5 protein-coding genes and 1 pseudogene are annotated in these 15,074 nt (G+C 40.2%); 2 read left to right on the top strand and 4 right to left on the bottom strand.

Annotated features, from left to right (window positions below; translation table 11 throughout):
* Positions 1-3: 3 nt before the first annotated feature.
* From VGE44_RS08270 to VGE44_RS08255, 4 genes are all read right to left on the bottom strand, one after another.
* Complete coding sequence (locus tag VGE44_RS08270) at positions 4-6,501, bottom strand: amino acid adenylation domain-containing protein (RefSeq protein WP_331077842.1); 6,498 nt, start codon at positions 6,499-6,501, stop codon at positions 4-6.
* Positions 6,502-6,956: 455 nt separating this feature from the next.
* Entirely contained in the window at positions 6,957-9,290 is a 2,334-nt protein-coding gene (locus VGE44_RS08265; protein ID WP_331077840.1) for an O-antigen ligase family protein, read from the bottom strand.
* A gap of 290 nt (positions 9,291-9,580) precedes the next feature.
* Complete coding sequence (locus tag VGE44_RS08260; protein WP_331077837.1) at positions 9,581-10,762, bottom strand: glycosyltransferase family 2 protein; 1,182 nt, start codon at positions 10,760-10,762, stop codon at positions 9,581-9,583.
* 279 nt (positions 10,763-11,041) lie between these two features.
* Entirely contained in the window at positions 11,042-11,956 is a 915-nt protein-coding gene (locus VGE44_RS08255; protein ID WP_331077835.1) for a glycosyltransferase family 2 protein, read from the bottom strand.
* A gap of 334 nt (positions 11,957-12,290) precedes the next feature.
* On the opposite strand from VGE44_RS08255, the gene VGE44_RS08250 reads away from it, so the two are divergent.
* Positions 12,291-12,827 carry a hypothetical protein gene (locus VGE44_RS08250; RefSeq protein ID WP_331077833.1) on the top strand — a complete coding sequence of 179 codons (537 nt, stop codon included), beginning with the start codon at positions 12,291-12,293 and terminating at the stop codon, positions 12,825-12,827.
* Positions 12,828-13,054: 227 nt separating this feature from the next.
* Positions 13,055-15,074: pseudogene (locus VGE44_RS08245) on the top strand (hypothetical protein); the annotation flags it as partial.

Raw genomic sequence — 15,074 nt, 5'->3', positions numbered from 1 at the left:
TTATTATTCCTTGTGTTTTACTTGTAAATATTTGCCTGGATTTTCGGGATCTGCGATAAACCATGCAGGATTTCCTTCCCGGTCTCTTCCCAATCTTGCGCCCGGTACAGGAGGTTCATTTTCCGGTTTTTCTATCCTAATATCGGGAGAATAATTCTTTTTTGACTCCAGAAAACCGGCAGAAATCAGCTGTTTCAAACTATCTTCAAAGGCTTCAATAATGGAATCAAGTTCGGTTCCGGTATGGCTTTCGGTAACAAAACAAGGGAATCCATCCCATATATGTATACCTTTCTCGCGCATCAGTGTGAAGAGCAGTTCACTATACGGGATTTCTTCATCGAATCGGATTTTCCACATGGACCCAAAACCAACAATTGAAACAGGTACTTTTAACTGGAGACAGATGGAATTTAATCTGCTCATAAGTCCCGCAGCCTTATCACTTAGTTCCTGTTGCAGAGCTGGCCCTCTTAATTTGAAATATTCAAGTGATGCTTTAGCTGCTGCTAATGCCAAAGGATGTCTGACGAAAGTGCCGGCAAAATAGGTTACTCCAGCTTCAGGTACAGATTGGTCCCCATATTTCCAGGAGCCACCATCCAGCGCATCCATAAACTGCTTCTTGCCTGCTATCGCTCCGATTGGCAGCCCGCCTCCGATCACTTTACCGTAGGATGAAATGTCGGGTTTGATACCAAAGAGAGCCTGCGCACCACCAGGATGCATCCTGAAGCCCGTGATTACCTCATCAAATATCAAAACTGTTCCGCTTCTCTCCGTAATCTCTCTGACTTTCTTTAAAAAATCAATCGGGTGGAAATCCGGGCGCCGGCTTTGGACCGGTTCAACCAGAACAGCGGCAAGCTCATGAGCTCTCTCCTGAATGATTTTCAGACTTTCCTCAGTTCCATAATCAAGAATGAGCATATTTTGTACGGCTTCGGGCATAATCCCTGCTGCTGCAGGTACAGACCGGAATGTTTTTGTGCCTCTGACAATCACTTCATCAAAAACACCGTGATAAGATCCGGAAAAGGCAACAATGAGTGATCTGCCGCTTACGGTGCGGGCAATACGCATGGTTCCTAAAACCGCTTCAGAACCGGTACTGCAAAGTGCCGCACGATCTGAGTTTGTAAATTCACAGATAAGTTTGCAAACATCACCGGCAAGTTCATGTTGCGGACCGATCTCATAACCTTTGTCCATCTGATCTCTGATGGCGTTTAATACTGAATCGGGTTGGAAACCGAGCATATTTGAACCAAATCCATTCAATGCGTCGATATACTCATTGTTGTCGAGGTCCCAGATCCTGCTGCCTTTCGATTTTTTTACAACAATTGGATAAATTATTTCCTTGGTCAAAGGCCTGAATCCCGAGACTACCCGTGGATCAGCCATATAGGCTCTGTGCTTTTGTGTATACTCTTTACTCCCCCGTGTCTTCTGGTTATACCGTTCAATCAGATCATTTAAGAATTTGGTTTGAGCCGGATTTAATTCCAGATTTTGTTTTTCAATTTTTGGACTGGCGCCAAATGGCTTTTTAATTTCTTTTTCTTCCTCCGGGCTCAAGCCGGCCGGACTGAGTTTGCCAAAGCGTATAAGATCCAGTTTACTATTCAGTTCAGTGATCTGACGATTTATCTCAGCCTCAGGGCCTGTTTTCATAATAGCAGAATTCTGGAATGCATCTGCAGGAAGTTCTGCATCCAGATGATCTGCAAGTAAATTCAGTGTGTTCAGATCTTCATTCAGTTGACGGAAACTGATAGGAAAGGAAAATTCCCGCTTGAGTGTAATTGCGACCTGGGTCAGGAGTAAGGAGTCGAGGCCGATTTCTATAAAATTGAGGTTCTGATCAATATCTTTCATTTCTATACCAGATGCATTTTCGAGGATGCGGCTGATTTTCTGGATCAGAATATCTTTCCTTGTAAGATTTACATTATCTGGCTGACTGTTCTCCTGATTTACCTGTACAGGGGTGATTTGTTTATTCGTGTAATTGGCCTGCCCCGGTTCAACCCAGCATCGCTTGCGGTCAAATGCATAATTTGGCAGATTAAGAATCTGGGGATATCCTTCATGTAGTTTCCTCCATTCAGGAATAATTCCATTTTGCCAGAGTTTCCCCAGGGATCTAAGTATTGAAGCATACTCAGAATCCCCTCTGTCTTCAAAACCGGCAATTGCATTGAGGTTTGTTCCCTTCGACTGTTGTTTTGCAAATATAGTGGCCGCATTACCCGGACCTACTTCCAGCAACAAGCGTGTTGGTTCTTCCCATAATGTACTGATTGCATTGGTAAAACGAACCGGTAGACGAATCTGATTAATCCAGTAACCGGTACTGCAGGCTTCGGCTTCAGATATCCATTTGCCTGTTACCGAAGAAACAATGGGTATTCTTGGAGGATTCAGCGAAACAGAATGTACCACCTTGCTGTAATTTTCCATCATTCCGTCCATCATAGATGAATGGAAGGCATGACTTGTTTTAATCAGCCGGTTTGGGATACTTTTTGCCTGAAGTTCTGCCGAAAAAATCTGAATCTGATCTGATGGTCCTGAAACCACACTCAAATCAGGACTGTTATAAGCTGCAATAGATAAATCACCTGTTAATTGTTTTTCGATTTCTTCGGGCAGGGCTTTAACGGCAAGCATACTTCCCTCTTCTAATTCGCTGGCGAGACGGGCGCGTTCTGAAACGAGTTTAAGGGCATCTTCCAGACTGAAAATTCCAGCCAGATGAGCTGCTGCAAATTCGCCAATACTATGACCACATAAAGCCGCCGGACGGATTCCCCAACTGATCCAGAGCTTTGCCATCGCATATTCAGTGACGAATAAGGCCGGCTGAGTGTATCGGGTATTATGAATCTTATCCGCCTCTGCCGCTTCAGCATACAGAATATTTCGGATATCCTCCTTCAGCCAGGGCAGGAGCAGATTGGCACATTCATCAACAGCATCTCTGAAATTCTTTTCCTGATTGTAGAGACCTGCACCCATGTTCAGGTACTGTGAACCCTGTCCGGGGAATATAAATGCAAGTTCTGTTGAACTTTCTTTTAATACTTTTGTGTCGGAAACCTTGTTAAGATCTTCGCTTAGTTTTTGGGTCAGATCAGCGGCGCTGTCTGCAATGATAAATCTCCTTTGTGCAAAATCACGGCGGGTAGACTGCAGTGTCCATGCAATATCGCTGAGCTTCGTTTCCGGATTTCTCTTCAGGTAATCGAGGAGTTTCGAAGCATATTGGTTCAGACTTTCTTCAGAATTCGCCGACCAGTTAATCAGCTGTGCTTTGGAAGAAGTCTCAGTTTTTTGTTCTGTTTGTTCTGCCTCTTCAAGAATAACATGGACATTGGTTCCCCCAACACCAAAAGAACTGACTCCTGCTCTTCTTTTTTGGGTACTCTCCCAGTTTCTGAGTTGAGCATTGACATAAAAAGGGCTGTTTTCAAAATCTATATCTGGGTTTGGCTGTTCAAAGAAAAGAGAGGGAGGGAGCTGTTTTTTATGTAGAGCTAATGCGGTTTTAATAAAACCTGCAACACCGGCTGCCTGAGTCAGGTGTCCCATATTACTCTTTATTGATCCAAGGGCACAGAATTGTTTTTCCTCCTGAGATCCAAAAGCCATTTTTAGTCCTTCTATTTCAATCGGATCGCCAAGAGGGGTTGCAGTACCATGGGTTTCAATATAGCTGATGGTAGCAGGATCAATCCCTGCATCAGCAATCGCCATACTGATCGTATCAGCCTGCCCTCCGGCATTTGGAGCTGTAAAACTGGCTTTCATCGCACCGTCGTTGTTCAGTCCGACACCTTTAATTATCGCATAGATCGTATCACCATCGCGTTCAGCATCAGCACGGTTCTTTAACAGAACCACACCTGCGCCATCACTGAAAACAGTGCCGCTTGCATTGGCATCGAATGGCCGGCAGTGTCCATCCTTGCTCAGGATCGCGCCTTCTTCATATAAATGCCCGCTACGAATTGGGGCAGTAAGAGAACTTCCACCAGCAAGAGCCACATCACATTGTCCTTTTCTCAGGCTTTCAACTGCCTGAGCAATGGCAAGCAAAGAAGTCGAGCAGGCAGAATAAACGCTGACTGCCGGGCCTTTGAGATCCAGCTCAAAGGCAGTCCGCATTGCGATATAATCTTTTTCATTCAACGTGGAAACCTGGAATGCTCCGGCTGCGGAAATCAGGTCAGGACGGGTATGTATATTGTTGAGATAATAAGTATTGGTGCCGCTTCCTGCAAATACACCGACCTTTCCATCATATTTTTCAGGGAGATGGCCGGTACTTTCCAGCACTTCCCAGGCAATTTCCAAAAATATCCGCTGCTGCGGATCCATCAGTTCTGCCATTCGGCTGTTCATTCCGAAGAAGCGGGAATCAAAATACTCTGCCTGTTCCAGTACCCCACGGGCTTTAACATAATCGGGGTTTTTGCTTAATTCGGGAGGGATGGTCGGGTCGAGTTCCTCATCGCTAAAGAAGCTGGTAGTTTCTTTACCCGACTGCAAAACATCCCACAGTTCCTCAATACTGGAGGCCCCTGGGAATCGGCCTGACATTCCAATTACTGCGATATCGGTGCCTGAAGGGAGATTCCTATTCCTTTCTGATTTTTGAGTATTGGTTTTACCTTCAAGGTATGTAGCGACCTTGCTGATGTATGGATCCTGATAAAGCCTTGTGACCGGAAGATTGAGATGGTGCTGCTGCTTCAGCATTGCGGCAAAACGAAGTGCAAGCAGTGAATTTCCTCCAAGTTCAAAGAAATTATCGTTTACCCCAACTTTATCCAGACACAGAACAGATGCCCAGAGCTTTGCCAGTAATTTCTCGGTTTCTGAAAATGGAGCCTTATAAAGTACCTGAAGATCAGGTCGTTCCATTCCAGGCAGGGGCAGGGCTTTTCGGTCGACTTTCCCATTGCTGCTTAAGGGCAGTTCAGGAATGTCAATGAAAAGAACAGGAACCATGTATTCCGGTAATTTTGATCTGAGGTGTTCCTGTAATTTTTCTTTATCGTATTTCCCTTCAGAACCTACGAGATAAGCTATCAGTTTCTTTTCAGAGTTATTGACTTCCTTTAAATGAACCAGACATTGCCTTATGCCCCCAAACTCCAGAATGACATTTTCTATTTCACCGGGTTCAATCCTGAATCCACGGATCTTTACCTGCTCATCTGCACGCCCGAGGTATTCAATGGTACCATCTTCAAGCCATCGGGCAAGGTCACCGCTTCGATAAAGACGGGTATATTCATTAATGGCAAAAAGGTTTTTCAGAAAGCGGCTGGCATTTAGCTCCGGCCGGTTTAAATAACCGCGCGCAACCTGTACCCCCCCGATATATAATTCGCCCTCTTCGCCGATAGCACATGGATCCTGATTCTTATTCAGAATATAGATGCTGGTATTCGCTACAGGTTTGCCGATGTATACTTTTTTTGCATTTTCGGGAACCGGCCAGCAAGTCACATCAATTGCAGCCTCTGTAGGTCCGTATAAATTAAATAATCGCGCATGTCCCAATTTTTCCCCAAAAAGGGAAAGTTGGTGTGGAAAAAGCTCCTCACCTGAACACAATACACGCCGAAGACTTTTACAGCTTCCTTGCCGTATACCAAGAAGAAAAATCTCGAGCATGGAGGGTACAAAATGGATTGTAGTAACCTCTTGTCTATCAATTAGTTCTTCGAGATATTGGCTGTCTTTTTGTCCTCCGGGTTTTGCAAGAACGAGTTTTGCTCCAACCATCAGAGGCCATAGCAATTCCCAAACAGATACGTCAAAACAGAAAGTGGTTTTTTGCAGAACAACATCATCCTGTCCCAGATTGAAAAAACTCTGAGTCCAGTTCAGGCGGTTAACCAGGCCTCTGTGCTCATTCATAACCCCCTTTGGACGACCGGTTGAACCGGATGTATAGATCACATAAGCAAGGGCATCAGGATCGATCTTTATTCCATGAAGATCAATGGTACCCTGTTGCAAACCTGGATCAGAATCGAGTATTATGAGCTCCAGACCTGGTTTATTGAATATTTTGGGATTCCTGTTCGTATTCTGATCAGTGAGAATTATTTTAAGATCTGAGTCCTCCAGCATGAAACTGATTCGTTCAGCAGGATACTCAGGGTCAATTGGCAGGTAAGCAGCGCCGGCTTTCATAATTCCAATTATTCCACAGATCATTTCTATGGACCGATCCAGACAGATACCAATTAAGGTGTCTTTTTTGACTCCTTTTGATATCAAATGGTTGGCTATCAGATTTGTCCGGGTATTAAGTTCAGAATAAGTCAGACTTTCGTCCCCGAAGATTACGGCAGTTCGTTTTGAATTTGCTAAAACAGCCATATTGAAGAGTTCGCAATAATTTTTCGGACCGGGGTAATCAACACCGGTATCATTAAATGAAAACAGAACTTTTTCTCTTTCTTCTGGTTTTAGCATGAATTCTGTCTGATACGATCTGAATTATTAATCTACTAAAATAGTCGATTTTAATCGATTTAATTAAATATTTATCCTAAATGGCAAATACTTTTCGATAAATACAGACGGGTATTTCCAAGGATGGACCTACTCAGCAAATTATTTTATTCAGAAACAAACTTAATTTTTGGCAGAATAAATTCAAGAATCGTGCCGATGAGTTCCTCGATACTGTGTTCAGCAGTTTTTAAAACAAGTTCAGATTCTGCAGTGTAGCCTTTCCTTTTTGTAGCCCTCCCTTTTTTAAGGCAGGCTAATTTTAGACTTATTTTCTCAATTAATTTATTTGTGTGGTTAAAGGGATTCTGTTCTTTAGGGAGCCTACAGGAGATTAAGTAAAAAATGTTATAGGGTCACATTTTAAACAATTTACCTCCCCATAATGGTAAATATTACCCTTTTAATAATGGTTTTTAATTCTTTATCTGGCAATTGTTACTGTTGAAAAATTCCTTAGCTTGAGGATAGTTTCTAATAGCTGCCTGGTTAAGAAAAGGGCAAGCTTCATCCTTTCTTCCAAGTTGAAGCAAGCTAACACCCAGAAAAAATTCTGATTTTCCGTTTGAATATACCATAGCTTGAGAAACCATCCTTAAATAAATTTCTGCATTTGTATAATCACCTAAGTTAAAATAGGTAAGTCCAATATTTTCAATATTTTCAATGTCATTTGGATACATCTTCTTAATCTCCAACAAATAATCCAGCGCGGCTGAAAAATTACTATTCATTGCAGAATTGGCTGCCCTTATTGAATAGCGGGCATGTTGGATTTCGTTTTCTTTGGGATGTACTTTGGCAATGCTATCAGAAATAGACAATAATTCATTCATGTTGTATCCAATAAGCATCAGGCTTTTTAAATACATTTTCCAGGCTTTTGGATCATCCCGGTATTTCCGGAATTCTTTAAATGCTTTTTTTATGGTGCTAGAATCTCTGAGTTGTGTACTGGTTGTTGTTACTAACTGGAACAATGCAATACTTCTGGGCTTTGTAAAAAAGCCCTTTTTGGAATAGTAGTGAGCACTGTCAATAAGGCCCTGGTCGACGTATGCAGCGGCTTTTAGCAATTCAACAGACATAGTATATGGGCTTGCATTCTTGTCCTGATTCAGCAATGATATGGCCTCATTAAATTTTTGTGCCCTGTATAAATACCATGCTTTAACATCATTGATAGGAATAGAATTTTCTCCCAGGTTTGGTATAGCTGGAAACCTTGAATTAATATCAAGATAGCTCACTCCAGGTTGTACTTGTCCAAAATGATGATGCGTCAAAACCTGGACCTTCATTGATTTATAGACCTGCCAGCAGGTATATATAGAAATTATTGTTAGAGTGCAGCTTACAAACAGAAATATAACCCTGAAATTTTGACCAATTGAACTATCTGGTTTTGGTGTTATTGTATCAATAAAGACGATGACATTTATTGCTAGCGCAAATGCAAAGAATATTTGCATAACCGGTCGCTCCATTGGGAAATTGAAAATCGCGTCTACAAAATATCCTGCCAGTGCCATCAATGAAATTATACTCAAAATTTTCACTTCTGATGGCAGAGCCGAACCCCATGTTTTTAGTGTATAGGTAAAAGCAATAAGAAAAATTGAGAGAAAAAGCAATCCTGTTAAGAGGCCTGCTTCTGCAGTGATTTGAAGAAAATCATTATGTGCATGTTTAGAATAATCAAAATCATTAAAAAAATCATATTGATATTTTTTTGATTCTATTTTATAATTGCCATATCCACAGCCAGTTATGGGATTATCTTTAATTAGATTTATTGCATTACTCCATAAATATAGCCTAGCACTGGAGCCGGATTGATTAATTGTAGCAAGTCGTTTATCTAAGGTAGTGTAAGCCGAGCTAGAATTTGGAAGGCTCAAAAGTATTTGTGAAAAAACAATTCCGAATATGACAGGTAAAAGCACATTTAGCAATTGACGTCTCGTTTGCTTGATTGTACTTTGTTTTTTACTTAGATAAAGGAAGATCAGGTACATGATTATTTGTACAAAAAATCCTATGTAAGCAGCCCTGGCATTAAGAAGTAATATCATAATCACTACAAGTGTAAGTGATGTGATGTTTATAATAAATCTTCTTATTGAGTAGAATTTAAATACACAATAAATGATTAAAGGTGTTTTGATAACAAAGCTTGCGGCAAGTATGTTTTTATTTCCGGAATTTGAGATTAAGCTTAAAATCAGTTGGTCTGTTTGAGTTGTGTCCACCAACTTGACGTAGGAATACAATAGTGGGATACATTGAAATAGTGCTATTATACTTATGGCCTGGAAAAGGAATTCGATATATTTTGGCCGCTGATAGAGCAATAAACTAATATTGAGAAAGGCAATGATGGTAATCATGAACCTTGAATAGACCACAAGTGATTCAACTGGATTTATTGCGAAGAAAATAGAAAAGCCACATAAAACAAAAACTGATAGATATACTTTAGATAGAATGTTAACAGAGATTTTTTGTAATATCCTGTTTAGCTTGTCTTTAAAACTTGTGAATATGTAGATTGTAGCAAGCAGATTCACTAATGAGAGATAAAGCCATTGTGGCCCCATTACTTCAACTGAGCCTAATTTGGGTATTAGATCAACTGCGAGATATAATAATAAAATAGCAAGTTCAGTCCTATTAAATTCCGATTTGGAAGCGATAGAACTCATATCTAACGGAATTTTTTGAGTAGTTTTCTTCTCCTTTGCTGCCATTAATTCAATTCTTTGATAATCCTTTTTTGTTGAAATGCCAGAATATTAATTTGTAATATTAGCATTTTTTTTTATCGCGAATTGTGATGAAAAACACATTTTGATTTTGCCTGCAATTCGATACTTAATTGTGCTTTAAATTTTAGCGTTTTCAAATTCAGCATATTGTTGTTTTAAAATATGAGCCGCGTGACTCATCAACATATCATATTTATCTTATGTAAATTGCATTAGAGAATTTTGTCTTGGTAGTCTGAGGTCTAAGAATTGCTTTCGCTAATTTTATTTGATCAAATTGCATTTTTTCTCTTAGCCTTTTCCCATAAGGCACTTTGCTGTCTGCCCCAATAACGCTTTATCCCAGCCATTACTGCATAATTCATTACACAAAAATAATATGGGATAAAAAACAGTTTAATCCTTATATATTTCTGTTCAAAAATCAAACCAAATAAGGCAAGCAGATAAAAAATTACTTGTCCCAATAGTAAAAGAGAATAGATAGGATTATCATTATAAATCGGAATCAAAATATTTAAAATTAGAACTAACACAAGCAGGAAAGGGCTAATGGTCCAGCGTAGAACACGATGACTAATGTACTGGAAACTCAATGTGCCAAACCTGAAAATATTGAGTAGTTCTTTAAGTCGGAGTATAGATTGTATCCCCCCCGCCGCAATACGAATTTTCCGCTTTAATTCTTCTGTTATATTCTCTGATGCGGTCTCAATTGCAAAAGCTTCAGGTTCATAAATAATACGATAACCTTTTATAGCGATTAGCATGGAGATCATAAAATCATCGAGTATAGTGTCATTCTCTACTGTCTGGTACAAATCGCTTCGGACGCTGAAAAGTTCACCTGCAGCTCCGATCGTAGAATAAAGCTCTGAGTCCCAATTTTTTAAGATAGATTCATATCGCCAGTAAAACCCTTCTCCTGCAGTACCTGCATCGGCCAGTTCCTTAACTTTTATGCGTTTTTCGCCCGCAACAGCACCTACACTTTCATCAGCATAATGGCGGGAAATTTTGCAGAGTGCATCTTTATTCAATTCGGTATTTGCATCAGTAAAAATGATAACCTCTGTTGTAACATAAGCCAGGGCACGGTGCATGGCCGCAACCTTTCCTTTTCTTTCTGTCTGGTGAAGGAGCTTAATTTGTGGATATTCCTTTAAGATATCCGGAGTCCTGTCAGTAGAACCATCGGTAATAAAAATCACTTCAAGTTTCCCTTCGGGATACTCAAGAGCCAATGTATTTCTGATCTTCTCAGATATAAAGTTTTCCTCATTATATGCGGCGATAAGGAGTGTGCATGTTGGCAGATCATCCCAGCCAAAGAAAATCTCCGGCCGTTTACCCTTTATTATCCTTCTGATACGAAGCATTAAATACAAAATGAAGCCATAACCCAGATAGGTATAGAATATGATGAATAGGCTGATCCAGAAGATGATTTCCATGGATTAGTAGTTGGTTGTTGATTGTTTGTTGTTAGTAAATTCTGGCTTCATTGTAAATGGGTTTTAATCCCTTAGCTTTTCTTGCGCGTTGTCAACTGTCCATCACTAGTGTCCGGTAAAAATAAATTTTTAGTCATAGAAATCATCAGGATCGCTTGCCACAAAAAGCACCTGGAATGATACTACTCAGATTCCGGCAAAGGCCGGAACCTCCTAAATCTCATGAAATTCCATTTTAAGCCTCCCCGGACACTACTGGCAATTCTCCACTCTCCATTATCAATTTTCTTTGTAGCCCAATACCTCGCTGTCTGTCCCATTTCTAAAATTCCATAATATTCCCCTGATAAACTGTCTTGCATGAGCTTTATTGCCGGCCAATAAATATCCAAGAAGATTCCGGGGTGTTACAAGTATCAGAAAATGAAAGTAAAATATAATTCTGGACAACCAGGGTGCGTTTCTCCGGATAAAGAGGATTCTGTTTCTGCACATGAAGTACTCTTTTAGAAGACTCTTTTTCCCAACAGACATCGATTCCTTATGATAAATCTTTGCTTTAGGTTCAATCCAGGTTTCGAACCCTGCTTTTCTGATCTTCTCACACCAATCCATTTCTTCATAATACAGAAAGAATAGTTCAGGCATTAATCCTGCCTTGTTTATAGCCTCTTTCCGGATCATCATTGCTGCACCATGAACAAAGCCTGTAAGCCCGGTAGTATTATCATATTGCCCCATGTCATGCTCCATTTGTCCAATACAGTGATTCCGTCCGGTATTCATATTCATTTTGGTAAATCCGGCGTATTGAATAATATCGGGTTGGTTGAAATAGAGTATCTTTGGACTTATAGCTCCAACTTGTGGACTGGAATCTAAAACAGCAACCAGTTTTTCAATCAGACCCGCACTGAATTCAGTGTCATTATTTACGAGGAAGAGATACTCAGTGTTGGCTTCCCTGATACCTAAATTGTTTCCTCCTGCAAAACCAAGGTTTTTTTCAGATCTGATAAATCGGACCTCAGGGTAAGAGGATTGCCAGGTTGGAATATGATTTTCATAGCTTCCATTGTCAACTACAATGATTTCTATAGCCGGGTAGGTATTGTAAACTGCAACAGAATTTAAGAACAGCTCAGTAAGCAGCGGCTGGTTGAAATTGACAGTGATGATAGTAACCTTTTTCAATATGTCTGGTAATTGGGGTTTAAATTACCAAATTAATATAATAAAGGTAATAAGGCTGACAAGGTTCGAAACCCTGTCAGCCTTAGTGTGCTGATTTACAATATATTACTATATTTGAGATAGGAAAATTTAGATATTAGATATGAGACATGAGATGCGAGACAGCAAGATGCTTTAATTATTAATATTTTTTGATTTTAGGCTGATTGCTCAGAGCTGATAACTCATAGTCATAAACGTCATTTATTTTAGCAATTAGATTCATGGTATTGCATGGAACAATAATTGTTTAAGCCAATAGAGAGAAAAGAATAAAGCTTATTAATTATACATTTTGGAAAATCAAAATAATAACGAAGAATTTTCAAAGTCCGGCTCTGATGCAAGATCAGAACAGGTACTCATCCATAAGAAAATGGATGATTTGATTTTACTTCTGTCTCAAACCAAGCCAGATCAGGTCTTACTACAGGAATTACAAACAAAGTTCAATTCTGCTATACGTGCTTCGGCCGATTCAACAGCTTTAGAGCCCTATAAAAAGAAAAGAAATATTAGCATCAGCGATGAAGCAGATTCTGATTTTGGACAGCTTTTGTTGATGAACAACCTCAATAAACCTACCCGGAAGAAGCTGGAAACCTGGCAGATTGTAAATAAGGCTATCAGAATAATCATTGCCCTGTTACTAATTCTTTTAGGATTTGGGATGATTATTATGCCGGCCCCTCCTTACTTTGAAATGTTCACATTATTTTATCTAAACCCGAATGATGGTGTAACGATTATGGATGTTATTTCATTAATTATAGTTTTTGTTGGAATCTATATATTACTATCTGTTGTGAATTTGATAAAGAAAAACAAGTAGTAAAATATTGCCCCAATATGTGGAAAATATTTCACAATGTGTGGAATATTAGCTATAATATTGAAACTATAGGATGAGGAATTAGTTTCAAACCACTTTTTTTTTAGAATAATATGCATATAAAGCAGTTTAGATACGGTGTAATTGTTATGCACTTGTGACATGGTTAAGGTGGTTTGATTTTTGCAATAAAGAGAGCAATTGTATATTTAATTAGTAATAAATAAATGCTTAGATATTTACGGCCTTCTCTCTTACTATTGTTGCTATGCTTCTGTTTGGATGTTTTTGCGCAAAGTACCCTTCCGTATAATGAGAGTTTTAGGAATGCCACTGCTCCCGGAATGGTTTTCGGGGGATCGGATGCACCTGGGGATAAAAGCCATAAAGCCTTTTTAACTGCATTAACCGATTCGGCAGGTTTTAACAGTAATACTACTGATAGGGATGGTAATCCGATTGCCGCAAATCCAAATGATGCGATTGGTGGGGGCTATCTTCGATTGACCAAAAATGCAAGATACCAGGCAGGTTACGCAAGAAATACTACTTCTTTTCCTTCTGCAAACGGACTTTCACTCTCATTTGAGTACTATACTCATGGAGGTGGAGGGGGTGATGGGGCTAGCCAGCATGCTGATGGAATTAGTGTTTTTCTTTATGATGCTTCCGCTACCTCATTTACATTTGGTGGCTACGGAGGCTCATTAGGTTACGCCCAAAGATCGGGTGGCGGAGGTCCGGTTTTACCCGGAGTAAGTAAAGGTTATCTGGGTATAGGTATAGATGAGTTTGGAAATTTTGCAACCATAGCTGATGGAAAATCAGGAGGAAATGATGTGGATGGAACTCCAGGTCCTGATACCTGGAATGAGCCTAATTCGGATAACGTGACTATAAGAGGTGATGGGGATGGCGATAGTAACGGTGCTACCAATTATGATTGGAAGACCACTGTCTTGGTTAATAAACCACCATTTAACTTTGGCATTAGGGGAAATGTTGATGGTCGTTCAACTATTAATCCATCCACGCGGCCGGCTGGTGGGTTATTGTCTACAGAATCTGGTTATAGAAGGGTTAAGATTGATCTGGAACATATTAATAATGGCAGCATCAATGGATTTAGAATTAATGTTTACATAACAATCGGAACAGGAACTGCCGCTGAAGAAAAGCATGTTTTAGTGAATTATGACTATTACGGAGACGCAGAGAGGCCTGTTAATTTAAGTTATGGATTTGGAGCATCAACAGGATTCAGAACTAATATACACGAAATTAGAGGACTAGCTATTGTCGTTCCAGCCAGTACACCTCTGGCTCCAAACACAGCGTTAAATGTTGCAAAATCAGGTAATGAGAATTCGAATATTACTTTTGCACAATCAGATTTTTATAATGTTGATTATACGCTTTCTAAATTTACAGATCCAAATGGTGATGCGTTGAACAAAATAAAAATTAAAACCGTACCAAATGCTCTCCATGGGGTATTGAAGCTTTCTCCTTCTGGTACGGTTGTAATGCCTGACGATGAAATTACTTATGCCAACATACCTAATTTATATTTTGAGCCAGTTAATGAATACGATGGTGCGGCCTCTTTCACCTGGAATGGGGCAGATCCTGGAGGGTTGTATGCCGCGGGTGATGCGACAGTTAATATTACACTAAATCCGATACCTTCAATTACACCCTCCAATCTTGCGGTTTGTCGTGGAGCTACAACCGGACTTCTTGTTTACTCAAACATGGCTGATGGAGCTAATCAGTATGCAATTGATTTTGGAGCAGCTGCTGAGGCTCAGGGATTTGTGGATGTTGCTTATACTGCTTTACCCGCCAGTCCAATTAGTATTACCGTTCCTGCAACGGCTGCGGTTGCAGATTATACTGCTGATATAACTGTAAGGAATACTGTGGCAGGGACAACAAGTACTCCTGTAGCTTTCACCGTTACGGTCAATCCATTACCGGGCGTAGGGATGGCAGTAAGTGATGCGACGATCTGTTCAGGAGCAACAGCTACAATTACCCTAAGCAATTCGGTAGTTGGTATCAATTACCAGTTACGTCTAGATGCGGGTAATACGAACGTAGGTGCAGCGGTAGCAGGTACGGGAGGTGATATTACTTTCAGTGTTAGTCCAACGAGCACAACTACTTATAATGTGCTTGCCACGAATGCCACTACAAGCTGTTCGGCGATGGTGACCGACAAGCCAATTGTTACGGTTAATCCAT

Source organism: Daejeonella sp. (assembly GCF_036405355.1).
Taxonomy (GTDB): Bacteria; Bacteroidota; Bacteroidia; order Sphingobacteriales; family Sphingobacteriaceae; genus Daejeonella.
Note: the sequence above shows the minus strand (reverse complement) of the source record. Positions and strands in the feature narration are given on the sequence as shown.

Coding starts and splice junctions, on each gene's coding strand:
- VGE44_RS08270 (WP_331077842.1), bottom strand. CDS start 6,501: ATGCTAAAACCAGAAGAAAGAGAAAAAGTTCTGTTTTCATTTAATGAT.
- VGE44_RS08265 (WP_331077840.1), bottom strand. CDS start 9,290: ATGGCAGCAAAGGAGAAGAAAACTACTCAAAAAATTCCGTTAGATATG.
- VGE44_RS08260 (WP_331077837.1), bottom strand. CDS start 10,762: ATGGAAATCATCTTCTGGATCAGCCTATTCATCATATTCTATACCTAT.